16 protein-coding genes are annotated in these 13259 nt (G+C 65.4%); 15 read left to right on the forward strand and 1 reads right to left on the reverse strand.

From position 1 onward, the window contains the following. Positions 1-116 precede the first annotated feature (116 nt). Genes cobA through AC3WS4_RS16250 form a run of 6 tightly spaced genes read left to right on the forward strand, consistent with a single transcriptional unit; the run spans position 117 to position 4371 of the window. Positions 117-905, forward strand: coding sequence for a uroporphyrinogen-III C-methyltransferase (gene cobA, locus AC3WS4_RS16225; RefSeq protein WP_492739220.1), 789 nt, complete (start codon positions 117-119; stop codon positions 903-905). After that, positions 902-1198, forward strand: a complete 297-nt coding sequence (locus tag AC3WS4_RS16230; RefSeq protein ID WP_056350575.1) for a DUF2849 domain-containing protein — start codon at positions 902-904, stop codon at positions 1196-1198. Before cobA ends, AC3WS4_RS16230 begins: the two co-directional genes overlap by 4 nt. A 1-nt stretch (position 1199) precedes the next feature. Beyond that, complete coding sequence (locus AC3WS4_RS16235) at positions 1200-2831, forward strand: nitrite/sulfite reductase (RefSeq protein WP_492739219.1); 1632 nt, start codon at positions 1200-1202, stop codon at positions 2829-2831. Further along, complete coding sequence (locus AC3WS4_RS16240) at positions 2824-3237, forward strand: DUF934 domain-containing protein (protein ID WP_056350571.1); 414 nt, start codon at positions 2824-2826, stop codon at positions 3235-3237. Before AC3WS4_RS16235 ends, AC3WS4_RS16240 begins: the two co-directional genes overlap by 8 nt. Then, positions 3230-4021 (forward strand): phosphoadenylyl-sulfate reductase, encoded by a 792-nt coding sequence (locus AC3WS4_RS16245; RefSeq protein ID WP_492739218.1) that lies wholly within the window; start codon positions 3230-3232, stop codon positions 4019-4021. The genes AC3WS4_RS16240 and AC3WS4_RS16245 overlap by 8 nt, the downstream gene beginning before the upstream one ends. A gap of 59 nt (positions 4022-4080) precedes the next feature. After that, positions 4081-4371 (forward strand): GIY-YIG nuclease family protein, encoded by a 291-nt coding sequence (locus AC3WS4_RS16250; protein ID WP_187141483.1) that lies wholly within the window; start codon positions 4081-4083, stop codon positions 4369-4371. 50 nt (positions 4372-4421) lie between these two features. Here the strand turns inward: AC3WS4_RS16250 and AC3WS4_RS16255 are convergent, their stop codons facing one another. Beyond that, the gene (locus AC3WS4_RS16255; RefSeq protein ID WP_492739217.1) at positions 4422-5933 is read right to left on the reverse strand and encodes a replicative DNA helicase; all 1512 of its coding nucleotides are present in this window, start codon (positions 5931-5933) and stop codon (positions 4422-4424) included. A gap of 245 nt (positions 5934-6178) precedes the next feature. Here AC3WS4_RS16255 and AC3WS4_RS16260 point away from each other — a divergent pair, with 245 nt between their 5' ends. From AC3WS4_RS16260 to AC3WS4_RS16300, 9 genes are all read left to right on the forward strand, one after another. Next, positions 6179-6676: a UPF0262 family protein gene (locus AC3WS4_RS16260; RefSeq protein WP_056350565.1), complete on the forward strand. Its 498-nt coding sequence runs from the start codon at positions 6179-6181 to the stop codon at positions 6674-6676. A gap of 2 nt (positions 6677-6678) precedes the next feature. Continuing rightward, complete coding sequence (locus AC3WS4_RS16265; protein ID WP_492739216.1) at positions 6679-7440, forward strand: glycoside hydrolase family 25 protein; 762 nt, start codon at positions 6679-6681, stop codon at positions 7438-7440. Next, positions 7437-7892, forward strand: a complete 456-nt coding sequence (locus tag AC3WS4_RS16270) for a cytidine deaminase (protein WP_492739215.1) — start codon at positions 7437-7439, stop codon at positions 7890-7892. Before AC3WS4_RS16265 ends, AC3WS4_RS16270 begins: the two co-directional genes overlap by 4 nt. A 39-nt stretch (positions 7893-7931) precedes the next feature. After that, positions 7932-8486 (forward strand): dCTP deaminase, encoded by a 555-nt coding sequence (gene dcd / locus AC3WS4_RS16275; RefSeq protein ID WP_056350559.1) that lies wholly within the window; start codon positions 7932-7934, stop codon positions 8484-8486. 169 nt (positions 8487-8655) lie between these two features. Continuing rightward, positions 8656-10392 (forward strand): cellulase family glycosylhydrolase, encoded by a 1737-nt coding sequence (locus AC3WS4_RS16280; RefSeq protein ID WP_492739214.1) that lies wholly within the window; start codon positions 8656-8658, stop codon positions 10390-10392. 53 nt (positions 10393-10445) lie between these two features. Continuing rightward, on the forward strand, positions 10446-10604 hold the full coding sequence (locus AC3WS4_RS16285) for a hypothetical protein (RefSeq protein WP_492739213.1): 159 nt from the start codon (positions 10446-10448) through the stop codon (positions 10602-10604). 85 nt (positions 10605-10689) lie between these two features. Further along, complete coding sequence (locus AC3WS4_RS16290; RefSeq protein WP_492739212.1) at positions 10690-11202, forward strand: DoxX family protein; 513 nt, start codon at positions 10690-10692, stop codon at positions 11200-11202. A gap of 73 nt (positions 11203-11275) precedes the next feature. Next, a complete protein-coding gene (locus AC3WS4_RS16295) occupies positions 11276-12448 on the forward strand; it encodes a saccharopine dehydrogenase family protein (RefSeq protein WP_492739211.1) in 1173 nt (390 codons plus the stop codon). A gap of 7 nt (positions 12449-12455) precedes the next feature. Continuing rightward, the gene (locus AC3WS4_RS16300; RefSeq protein WP_492739210.1) at positions 12456-13256 is read left to right on the forward strand and encodes an acyl-CoA thioesterase; all 801 of its coding nucleotides are present in this window, start codon (positions 12456-12458) and stop codon (positions 13254-13256) included. The last annotated feature ends 3 nt before the right edge of the window (positions 13257-13259 follow it).

Here is a 13259-nt window from a genome sequence, read left to right on the forward strand (position 1 = left end):
GATTGCTTCGCTACGCTCGCAATGACGAAGGGCTGGGAAGCGGGGTCAATTTTACCTTCATCGCCGTCAATAAAGGCTGCTTTGCCAAGCGGGCGGTCGCGGCCCATCTACGCTTTATGGAAAAGACTCCCCCTCCTGTTGGCAAGCTTTGGCTCGTCGGCGCCGGTCCCGGCGATCCCGACCTGCTGACGCTGCGCGCCGCGCGGTTGCTCGAAAGCGCCGACCTGGTCGTCCATGACGGGCTGGTCGGCGACGGAGTGCTCGCGCTTATCCCGCCGCATGTCGAGCGGATCAGCGTCGCCAAGCAGCGCAGCCGCCACACGATGAAGCAGGAACTGATCAACGACCTGCTCGTTCGCGAGACGCTGGCCGGCAAACAGGTCGTGCGGCTGAAAGGCGGCGATCCGTTCATCTTCGGGCGCGGCGGCGAGGAACTCGACGCGGCACGCGAAGCCGGGGTCGCCTGCGAAGTCGTGCCAGGCATCACCGCCGCGGCTGGCTGCGCCGCGCAGGCCGGCCTTCCGCTCACCCATCGCGACGATGCGAGCGCGGTCAGCTTCGTCGCGGGCCAGTGCAAGGACCTCAGTGATCAGGACTGGTCGGGACTTGCCGGGCATGGCCGCACCCTCGTCATCTACATGGGCCTCGCGACCGCCAGCGCGATCGCCGACAAGCTGATCGCCGATGGTGTTTCGCCGGGCCTGCCCGTCGCGGTGATCGAGCGCGGCACCACCGCCGACGCGCGCGTGCTGCGTACCCTGCTCACCGACCTCGGCGACCTCGTCGCGCGCGAGGAGGTCGCCAGCCCCGCGCTCATCATCGTCGGCAAGGTCGCGGCGCGCGCCGACGCGCTCGACTGCCTCGGCGCGCCCGGCGTCGCCGCTTTAACAGGAAATTTCGCATGAAACTGCTCACGGGCAATGATTTGAAGACCGGGTTCGTGACCTGGTGGACCGGCAGCGACTGGTCGCTGCACATCGAGGACGCCGCCGATGTCGGCGAACATGGCGAAGCGACCCTCGCCGCCGAGGAAGGCGCCCGCCGCGTCAACGCGCCCTATATCATCAACGGCGAAGCGACCGCCGAAGGCCCGCGCCCTGCGCATATCAAGGACCGCATCCGCGCGCTCGGCCCCACCGTGCGCCCCGACCTGACACTGAAACCCGCCGATCCCGCGGCCGGCGACTGGGTGATCTGACATGTATAAATATGACGAATATGACCATGCGATGGTCGCCGCCCGCGTCGCCGAGTTTTCGGATCAGGTGCGCCGCCGCCTCGCCGGCGAAATCACCGAAGACCAGTTCAAGCCGCTGCGGCTGATGAACGGGCTCTATCTCCAGCTCCACGCCTATATGCTGCGCGTCGCAGTGCCCTATGGCACGCTTGACAGCCGCCAGATGCGCATGCTCGCGCATATCGCGCGCAAATATGACCGCGATTACGGCCATTTCACCACGCGCCAGAATATCCAGTATAACTGGATCAAGCTGGAGGACGCGCCCGCGATTCTCGAAGATCTCGCGTCGGTCGAGATGCATGCAATCCAGACGAGCGGCAATTGCATCCGCAATATCAGCTCGGACCAATGGGCGGGCGCCGCCGCCGACGAGATCACCGATCCGCGGCCCTGGGCCGAGCTGCTCCGCCAATGGTCGAGCTTCCACCCCGAATTCAGCTATTTGCCGCGCAAGTTCAAGATCGCAGTGATCGCCGCCGACGAGGATCGCGCCGCGATGCGCCTCCACGACATCGGCATCCAGATCGTCGAGAAGGACGGGGTTCACGGCGCGGCGTTTTACGTGGGCGGCGGCATGGGCCGCACCCCGATGATCGCGCCGCTGATCAAGGATTTCGTGCCGCTCGACGACATGCTGAGCTATGCCGAGGCGTGCCTGCGCGTGTACAACCGCTATGGTCGCCGCGACAATATCTACAAGGCGCGGATCAAAATCCTGATCCACGAGTTGGGCGCCGATGAATATCGCCGTCAGGTCGAGGCAGAATTCGTCCATGTGAAGGCGCTGGGCATCGACCCGCCCAAGGCCGAGTTCGACCGCATCGCCGCGCAATTCGCCCCGCCGCCGCTCGATGCTGCGGCGCCCGACGCGATCGACCGCAGCGATCCCGATTTCGCCGTGTGGGTCGACCAGAATGTCGCCGCACACAAGGTGCCGGGTCATGCGATCGTCAACATCAGCCTGAAGCCCGTCGGCGGCATCCCGGGCGACGCGTCTTCGGCGCAGATCGACCTGATGGCCGACCTGGCCGAAAAGTACAGCCACGACGAACTGCGCGTCACCCATGCGCAGAACATCGTGCTGCCGCACGTCCGCAAGGCCGACCTCCACGCGATCTGGCAGGCGCTCGACGCCGCAGGGCTGGCGACGCCGAACCTCGACCTGATCAGCGACATCATCGCCTGCCCCGGTCTCGACTATTGCAGCCTCGCCAACGCGCGCTCGATTCCGGTCGCGCAGAAGATCGCGACGCGCTTTTCGGACCTTGGCCGTCAGAAGGAACTCGGCGAGCTCAAGCTTAAGATTTCGGGCTGCATCAACGCCTGTGGCCACCACCACGCCGGCCACATCGGCATCCTGGGGGTCGACCGCAAGGGCACCGAAAATTACCAGTTGTCGCTCGGCGGATCGGGCGCGGAGGACGTCAGCCTCGGCACGATCACCGGCCCCGGTTTCGATGAGGACGGCATCGTCGACGCGGTCGAACGCGTCACCGACAAATATCTGGCCGAACGGGCCGAAGGCGAGCGCTTCGTCGACACCTATCGCCGTATCGGCATGGCCCCGTTCAAGGAGGCGATCTATGGTTGAGCATGTGCACGCCGACGGCGAAGAACCCGCCGTCACTCTCGACGCCTTTCTGTCGCAGTCGAACGCGACCGCGGTGCGGCTCGAACCCGACGAGGATGCGCGCGCGCTGATCCCGCATCTCGACCGGCTGGCGCTGATCGAGGTCGCCTTCCCGAAATTCCGCGACGGCCGCGGCTATTCGTCGGCGCGCATCCTGCGCGAGGCGGGCTATGTCGGCGAACTGCGCGCGCAGGGCGACGTGCTGGTCGACCAGATCGCCTATATGAAGCGCTGCGGTTTCGACAGCTTCGCCGCCGAAAAAGACCTCAACCCCGCCGATGTCGAAGCGGCGCTGGCGCGCTGGCCCGAACATTATCAGGGCGCCGCCGACGGCGCGGTGCCGATCTGGAAGCTGAGGCATGGCTGAGGTGAGGAATTCTCCGGACGACCGCTCCCGCGACCGGATCGACGTGGCGCCGCGTTTCACGCAGGCCGACGTCATCCGCCTGAACAACCTCTTCCGCGGCCAGGACGCCGCCGAGGTGGTGACCAGCGTGATCGGTGCCGGACTGCTCGGCGAAACCGCGATCGTGTCGAGCTTCGGCGCCGAAAGCGCGGTGCTGCTCCACCTCGTGAGCCGCGCCGCGCCCGACATGCCGGTGCTGTTCCTCGACACCGGCAAGCATTTCCCCGAAACGCGGGCGTACCGCGACGAACTCGCGGCGCGGCTGGGCCTCAATATCGTCAACCTGACCCCGGATGCCGCGGACCTGACGGCGAAGGACGCGACCGAATTGCGCTGGTCCTACGACCCCGACGGTTGCTGCGAAATCCGCAAGGTCAAACCGCTCGAAAAGGCGATGACCAATTTCGACGCCTCGATCACCGGGCGCAAGGGGTTCCAGTCCTCGACGCGCACCGGCCTGCCGCGATTCGAACTCGATGGGTCGACCGGCCGCCTGAAGTTCAACCCGCTCGCCAACTGGACGCGCGCCGACCTCGACGCCTATTTCGAAGCGCACGACCTGCCACGCCACCCGCTCGAAGCCGAGGGCTATCCGTCGATCGGCTGCTCGCCGTGCACGTCGAAGGTCCTGCCGGGCGAAGACCCGCGCTCGGGCCGCTGGCGCGGCTGGGACAAGACCGAATGCGGCATCCACGAGGTGGTGTCGCCGATCGACGACGATCCGGCGAACGACCCGGCGTTTTGAGGTATCCGTCACCCCGGCGAAAGCTGGGATCGCTGGCGTCCTGATGCTAGCCTGCCGGCATGAGCAAGCGCGGCTGGGTATATATCATGACCAACAAGCCAGCCGGCGTTCTATACATCGGCGTAACCGCCGACCTGCCGGCTCGCATCTACCAGCATAAAACGGGGCAGGGCTCGGCCTTTTGCCGCAAATATGGACTGACGCGATTGGTGCTGGTCGAGGAGTTTTCGACCATTGGCGAAGCGATCGCGCGCGAAAAAGCGATGAAAGCATGGCAACGCCAGTGGAAAATCGAGCTGATTGAAGCGAGTAATGCCGACTGGTCCGATTTGTCGGTCGCGATGATTTGAGAACGCCAGCGATCCCAGCTTTCGCTGGGATGACGGTGGTTTAGTGGCCCTCACTCATAATCGTCATACGCCTGCCCGTCGTCGGCCAGGTCGCTGAACTTGGTCGTCTTCGCCTCGAAGTGCATGCGGATCTTGCCGGTCGAGCCGTGACGCGATTTGGCGACGATGACTTCGGCGAGGCCGAAGACGCGCTCCATTTCCGCCGCCCATTCCTCATGCTGAGCATGGATTTTGACGTCGTCGCCCTCGACCGGGCGCTTGGGTTCTTTCGCGGCGACATAATAATCCTCGCGGAACACGAAGAGCACCATGTCGGCGTCCTGTTCGATCGAGCCCGATTCGCGAAGGTCGGACAGCTGCGGGCGCTTGTCCTCGCGGCTTTCGACCTGACGGCTGAGCTGCGACAACGCCATCACGGGAACATGAAGCTCCTTTGCCAAGGTCTTGAGACCGCGAGAAATTTCCGAAATTTCCTGGACGCGATTGTCGCCGCTTTTCGACGATCCCTGCAACAGCTGCAGATAGTCGACGATGATGAAACCGATGCCGTGGCGGCGCTGCAGGCGGCGCGCGCGGGTGCGCAGGCCGGCGATGGTCAGGCCGGGCGTGTCGTCGATGAACAAAGGCAGCGTCTGCAGCGTCTGCGCCGCGCGGCTGAGCTGCTGAAACTGATCCTTACTGATCTTGCCCATGCGCAGCGCCTCGCCCGACACCCCCGACTGTTCGGCAAGCACGCGCGTCGCGAGCTGGTCGGCGGACATTTCGAGGCTGAAGAAGGCCACTTTCGCGCCCATATTCTTCTCGGGCGGAATGCCGTCCTCCTCGTCGCGGCGAAAGCGTTCGGCGGCGTTATAGGCGATGTTGGTCGCGAGCGAGGTCTTGCCCATGCCCGGACGTCCGGCGAGGATCATCAGATCGCTGTTGTGCATGCCGCCGATCTTGGCGTTCATGCTACCGATGCCGGTGGTGATCCCCGACAGGTGACCACCCGAATTGAGCGCGCGTTCGGCCGCCTGCAGCGCGACGAGACTCGCCTGGCTGAAGCTCTTGACCGTTCCCATCTCGGCCTCGCCGCCCGCGACGCGGTAAAGCGCGGTTTCGGCCTCCTCGATCTGCGACTGCGGATCGACACGCTCGCTGGTGTCGAGCGCGTTATCTACGAGCACGCGGCCGACGCCGACGAGTTCGCGGAGCAGCGCGAGGTCGAAAATCTGCCGGGCGAAGTCGCGCGCGCCGATCAGCCCGGCGCCGCTGCCGGTAAGCTGCGCCAGATAGCCGGGACCACCGACCGCCTTCATCGCCTCATCAGCCTCGAAAAAGGGCTTCAGCGTCACCGGGGTCGCGATGCTGTTGCGCTCGATCAGCGCCATCGTGTGCTGGAAGATGCGCCCGTGCAGCGGTTCGAAGAAATGGTCGGGGGTCAGCGCGACGGGCAGGTCCTCGACGACTCGGTTGTCGATCAGGATCGCACCCAGAAAGGCGGCTTCCGCTTCAATATTGCGCGGCAATTGGCGGTCGTCCCCGGTCGGGGACGGGGTGGGAAACAGGGCTAACTCTGGCATGAGGTCACCATGCTACCGACACGCGGCGGGCGCAACCGGTCTTGCTTTGCCCTTCGACAGAGCTGTGGGGCGCCTTGGGGATAAGTCTGGAAACCCCCTCCCGTTTGTGTCGAGCGAAGTCGAGACACGTGAAGGCACGCGCTCCTTATGGGTGTCTCGACTTCGCTCGACACGAACGGGGATGTGGAGCGCATCGCGGATGTCCTCTTGCCCTTCATGCCCGGCCAAGTAGAAGCACCGACAGCATGACCGACGCCGACCCTTCCCAACAGCGCATCATCTCGATCGAGCTCGACGAAGGTTCGATCGTCTGGCGCAACGCCGACGTCGAGCAGGAGCGGCGCGTCGCGATCTTCGACCTGATCGAGGACAATAAGTTCGTGCCCCAGCGCGGCCACGCCGACGGCTATGCCGGCCCGTACCGGCTGACCCTGCGCGTCGAGGAAGGCCGGCTGATCTTCGAAATCGCGCGCGAGGACCATTCGCCGCTCGAGGCGATCATCCTCGGCCTCGGGCGTTTTCGCCGCCCGATCCGCGACTATTTCGCGATTTGCGATTCCTACTATCAGGCGATCAAGACCTCGACCGCGCAGCAGATCGAGACCGTCGACATGGCGCGGCGCGGGCTGCATAATGAGGCCGCCGAAATGCTGATGGACCGGCTCGACGGCAAGATCGCGGTCGATTTCGACACCGCACGGCGGCTGTTCACGCTGATCTGCGTGCTGCATATCAAGGGCTGACGATGGCGACGAGGGCGATCAAGAGCGGCGGGAAAGGTCCAGCCAGGCCGAAGCCCGACTGGCGCGGCGCGCTGCTGCGCCTGCTGAAGCGCACCGGCGCGGCGCTGCTGCTGATCCTGCTCGGCGTCGGTCTCGCCTTGTGGTGGGCTGCGCGCTGGGCGCCGGCGCGCGACCAATATCCCTGGCAGGGGGTGACGATCGACGCATCGAACGGTTCGGTCCAGTGGGGGTCGATCAAGGCCGCCGGCGCCGATTTCGCCTATATCGCCGCGACGGGCGGCGCCGACCGCGCCGACCCGATGTTCGCGCGCAACATCAAGGGCGCGGCGGCGGCGGGGGTACAGTTCGGCCCGATCCATCGCTACGACCTCTGTCGCCTCGCGACCGATCAGGCGGCGAATTTCATCCGCCATGTCCCGCGCCGCGCCGACGCGCTGCCGGCGGCGGTATGGCTCGACTATGACGACCGCTGCCCCGACCGGCCGACCCGCGCGCTGCTGCTGAGCGAACTCGCGACCTTCCTCGCGCAGATCGAGGCGCATATGGGCAAGCCGAGCCTCGTCGCGCCCAGCCCCGCCTTCGAGGCCGATTACCGCGTCACCAGCGGCATCGCGCGCACCGCCTGGCTGCGCCGCGACTTCTTCGCGCCCGATTATGGCGCGCATCCCTGGGCGATGTGGCAGGCGAACGACTATATGCGCATTGCGGGCGCCGACGGCACCGTCGGCTGGAACGTCGTGCGCCCCGACGGAGATATCCAATGAGCGACGAGACGATCGAGGCGCTGATCGACGCCGCGCGCGATGCCGCGAGCCGGGCCTATGCTCCTTACTCCGGCTTTCATGTCGGCGCCGCGCTGCTGCTCAAGGACGGCAGCGTGGTGACCGGCGCCAATATCGAGAACGCGAGCTATGGCCTGACGCTCTGCGCCGAGACGTCGGCGATCGCCAAGATCGCCAACGAGGGCTGGATCGGCGAGCTGGTCGCGGTCGCGATCATCGGCGGGCGACCCGATGGCGACGCGCTGCTCGGCAGCGATCCGGTGCATCCGTGCGGACGCTGCCGCCAAATCCTAAACGAGGCCGCCGAACAGTCGCAAACCGACATCGCCGTCCATTGCGCGTCGGGCGACGGTTCGACCGTCGCGAGCTACAGGCTCAGCGAATTGCTGCCGCACAGTTTCGGCCCCAAGGATCTCGGCTTCGTTCGCGACTGACCGCTTGCGCGAATCCGCCCGCGCCGACATGACGGCGGCATGGCCATTCTTTCCGACCGCTGGATTCGCGAAGCCGCCCAAACGCAGGGCATGATCGAACCGTTCGTCGAGGCGCAGCGCCGCGACGGGTGCATCAGTTACGGCCTCTCGTCCTACGGCTATGACGCGCGCGTCGCGCCCGAGTTCAAGATCTTCACCAATGTCGACAGCACGATCGTCGACCCCAAGGATTTCGACCCCAAGAATTTCGTCGACCGCGAAACCGACGTCTGCATCATCCCGCCGAACAGCTTCGCGCTCGCGCGCACGGTCGAATATTTCCGCATTCCGCGCGACGTGCTGGTGATCTGCCTCGGCAAGTCGACCTATGCGCGCTGCGGCATCATCGTCAACGTCACCCCGCTCGAGCCCGGCTGGGAAGGCCATGTGACGCTCGAGTTTTCGAACACCACCCCCCTGCCCGCGAAAATCTATGCCAATGAGGGCGCGTGCCAGTTCCTGTTCCTGCAGGGCAATGAACCGTGCGAGATCAGCTACGCCGACCGCGCGGGCAAATATATGGGGCAAAAGGGCGTCACGCTGCCCAAGCTGTAGGCCGGGTCCCAAACCGTCGTCATTGCGAGCGAAGCGAAGCAATCCAGAGTGGCGTACGCCACCCTGGATTGCCGCGTCGCCTTCGGCTCCTCGCAATGACGACGTTGAATGCTTGCCCTGTGCGTCAAAATTGATAACGTTCTCATAAATCATAAATGGGGATGCCATCATGAAATTCTGGTCGGCCGCGCTGGCGATTGCGGCGCTGTTTCCACCCTCTGCGGCGAAGGCCGAAGGCTATCTGAGGGTCGAGGGCACGCAGATCGTCGATGACAGCCGCCAGCCCGTCATCCTGCGCGGCATGGGACTCGGCGGCTGGATGCTGCGGGAAGGCTATATGCTGAAGCTCGGCGAAGTCGGGCAGCAGCACAGGATTCGCGCCAAGCTGGCCGAACTGGTCGGCGAGGAGCGGACGGCGGAATTCTACCGCGCCTGGCTCGACAACCACACGACCGAAGCCGACATCGCGCAGATGGCCAAATGGGGCTTCAACTCGGTGCGGCTGCCGATCCATTTCGATCAGCTCACCCTGCCCGCCGACCAGGAACCGCGCGCCGGCCATGACAGCTGGCACGAAGAGGGCTTCGAGCGCATCGACCGCCTGCTCGCTTGGAGCAAGGCGAACCGGATCTACCTGATCCTCGATCTTCACGCCGCACCCGGCGGGCAAGGCAATGACCTCGCCATTTCCGACCGCGATCCGGCGAAGCCTTCGCTTTGGGAGGGCGAAGAGAACCAGCGCAAGACGGTGGCGCTGTGGACCCGGCTCGCGGAGCGCTACAAGGACGAGCCATGGATCGGCGGCTACGACCTGATCAACGAGCCGAACTGGAGCTTCGCGACGCCGGGTAAAGGCAATGGCTGCGACGAGACCGAAAACAAGGCGGTGTGGGACCTGCAGCAGCGGATCACCGCCGCGATCCGCGGCGTCGACCGGAAGCACATCGTGATCGTCGAGGGCAATTGCTGGGGGAACAACTACAAGGGTGTGCCCGCGGCATGGGACGCCAATATGGTGCTGAGCTTTCACAAATATTGGAACCGCAACGACGCCGCGAGCATAGCCGACATCGTCAAGCTGCGTGAGAGCTATGGCAGGCCGGTGTGGCTCGGCGAGTCGGGCGAGAACAGCAATGTCTGGTTTCGCGACGCGATCCGCCTCGTCGAGGGCGAAGGCATTGGCTGGAATTTCTGGCCGCTCAAGAAGATCGGCTTCAACCAGCCGCTCGAGATCGTCGCCGGCGACGGCTGGATGAAGATCACTGCATGGGCGACCGGCAAGGGCCCGAAGCCCGACGCCGACGAGGCGTTTGCCGCGATGATGCGGCTTGCCGCAAACACGCGCTTCGAAAACAATATCCTGCATCCCGATGTCATCGACGCGATGATCCGCCAGCCGCACGATGCCGGCGCCCGGCCCTTCACCGCGCGTCGGCTGGACGACACGCCGCTCACCATCCGTGCGGTCGATTATGACCTGGGTCCGGCGAGCGTCGCCTATCGCGACAGCGTCGATGCCAATTATCATGTCGCGACCGGCGGCGAACGCACCCCCTGGAACAATGGCACAACCTATCGCAACGATGGCGTGGACATCGCGCGCGACGCCGACGGCAGCCCCTATGTCGGCGACTTCGTCACCGGCGAATGGATGCGCTACAGCCTCGACGCGGCCGCCGCCGGACGCGGCAGCGTGACGATCCGCGCGCGCTCGGCGAAGGGCGGGCGCATCGCGCTCGGCGACCGCGAAGCCACCCTCACCCCAAGCACCGACTGGCAGGCGGTCACGCTGTCCGATATCGCGCTTCCGCGCGGCGCCAGCGCCCTCACGCTGCGCGCTGTCGCCTGCGATGATTGCGAAATCAGGGACTTGACGGTCAATCGCCAGCAATCGGGCGCTTCTTGACCCTATCCGGGCTTTCTCGCATATTCGGTCTTGTCCTGGAGGGGGGTCACGACATGATCGATCAGGTTGTTCACGATGCCGATGAAGCGGGCGACGCCCGCAAGGACTGGTCGGTGCCGCGCCTGCGCGGCATTGTGCCCGCGCGCCGCACCCGAGGGGGAAGCGGAGAGCGGAACGGCGATGTCGACGACATCATCTACGACCTGAGCTGAGCCTCCCGCCCTCGCGGCGGAACCTCCCCGCCTCCCGCGCGTCCTGTCTGCACAAGCGGACGGGGCGCTGAGTGGAGGATGACCCATGTCCATGATCGCCGTCTTTATCGGCCGCCTGTTCATCGCCGTGATTTTCGTTGTGTCGGGGATCAACAAGCTGATCCACGTCGCCGATACCAACGCCATGATTTCGGCCGCAGGCCTGCCCGGCGGCCTCGCGATCCCGACCGGCCTGTTCGAACTGGTCGCGGGCGTTTGCATCGCGCTCGGCATCGCGACGCGGCTGGTTTCGATCCTGCTCGCGGGTTTCGTGCTGCTCACCATCCTCTTTTTCCACCGCGAATTCACCGATCCGATGCAGGCGATGGCGGCAATGAAGAATCTGGCGATCGCGGGCGGGCTGCTCTGCCTGTTCGGTTATGGCCATACGCGTTGGAGCTATGACGCGCTGCGCCAGCGCCGCCGCGACGAACTCGCGCGCCACAATGCCGAAGCGCGCCTGACCGAAGCCGAATTGCGCGCCGCGCGCGCCGAGGGCCGCGCCGAAGCCGTCGGCGCCCCGGTGGTCGTGGAGAAGCGCCCGTTCTGGCGGCGCTGACCCGCTTCGCGCTTGGCAAGGCGGTCGGCCTGCGCTAGCTTCCACTTAACGTTTACGTAAAGGGAGGTTTGCCATGGCCAGCGGACGCGAGTTCGACATCATCGTCTATGGCGCGACCGGCTTTACCGGCCGCCTCGTCGCCGAATATCTGGTGCAGCATTATGGCGGCCGCGCCGATGCCCCCAAATGGGCGATGGCGGGGCGCAGCGCCGACAAGCTGGCCGAGGTCCGCGACCTGATCGGCGCGCCCAAGGACACACCGCTGGTCGTTGCCGACGCGGACGACCTCGCCAGCCTCGACGCGATGGCGGCGCGAGCGTCGGTCGTGCTGACCACGGTTGGCCCGTACCAGCTTTACGGGAGCGACGTCGTCGCGGCGTGCGTCAAGGCGGGCACCGCCTATGCCGATTTGTGCGGCGAACCCGGCTGGATGCGCGAGATGATCGACGCGCATCAGGACGCCGCCAAGGCGTCGGGCGCGCGCATCACCTTCAGCTGCGGTTTCGATAGCATTCCTTTCGACCTCGGCGTGCTGTTCCTGCAGGCCGAAGCGGTGAAGCGCCACGGCCAACCCGCCCCGCGAGTCAAGGGCCGCGTCCGCAAGATGGCGGGCGGCGCGTCGGGCGGCACGATCGCCAGCCTGACCGAAACGCTGAAGGCGATCGCGAAAAGGCCGTCGCTCGCCCTGCTGCTCAAATCCTCCTTCGCGCTCACACCCGGTTTCGAGGGGCCGTCGCAGCCGAGTGGATTGATTCCGGAGTATGACGGCGCGACCGGCACCTGGACCGCGCCCTTCGTGATGGCGACGATCAACACCAAGAATGTCCACCGCACCAATTTCCTGCTCGGCCATAAATGGGGCGCCGACCTCGTCTATGACGAGATGATGATGACGACGATCGGCGATGCCGGAAAAGCGATGGCCGAGGCGATCGCCAAGGCGAACCCGTTTGGCGAATCCAAGCTCAAGCCCGGCGAAGGGCCAAGCAAGGACGAGCGCGAGAATGGTTTCTACGACATATTGTTCGTTGGCGAATATCCCGACGGCACCAGCATCCGGGCCAGCGTGCAGGGCGACCGCGATCCCGGTTACGGCTCGACGTCGAAGATGCTTGCCGAAACCGGCATGGCGTTGCTCGCCAACAAGGGCGACGGCGGGGTGTGGACCCCCGGGGCCTTGCTCGGCGAGGCGCTGATCGACCGGCTTACCGCCAACGCCGGACTGACCTTCCAGATCGAGGAATAAGACCAGGATGACGACCTCTCCCAGCGCGCTCGACGCGCTGCTTTCGACGCTGCGCACCGAAGAGGGCGTGGCCAGAGCGCATATCGACGATGGCTGGATGCAGGGCCGCACCGCCTATGGCGGGATCAGCTCGGCGGTTGCGCTTGCGGGCGCGATGGCGCTGTACCCGACCGAAACCCCGCTGCGTTATGCGCAGATCAGTTTCGTCGGCCCGGTCGGCGGCGATTGCACCGTCGATACCCGATTGCTGCGCCAGTCGAAATCCTCGCTGTTCGTCGACGCCGGGGTGTCGAGCGACATGGGCTTCGGCACCGCCGCGACCTTCGCTTTCTCAGGCGACCGGCCAAGCCATCTCGACCATAACAGCCTGACGATGCCCGACGCGCCAGCCCCCGAGAGCCTGCAGCCGGTCCCCGACCACAAGGCGCGCCCCAGCTTCGTGCGCCATTTCGACATGCGCCCGACGACCGGCCCGCGCTTCGACTGGAAAAGCGACGTCGGCGATTATCTGACCTGGGTGCGCTTCGTCGAAGAACCGGAGTGCCATCCCGCGGTCGCGCTGCTCGCGATGGGCGACGCCCTGCCCCCCGCCGCGATGGCCTTGTTCACCGAGTTCGGACCGATCAGTTCGATGAACTGGACGGTCAACATGCTGACCGGCAAGCCCGAAACCGACGACGGCTGGTGGCTGCTGTCGGCAAAGACCGGCTTCGCGCGCGGTGGCTTTTCGGTGCAGGACATGATGATCTGGAACCGCGCCGGCGAACCGGTGATGAGCGGCAGCCAGGGGATCGCGATCTACGCATAACGA

Source organism: Sphingopyxis sp. EU05-FHT14B03, from assembly GCF_058790875.1.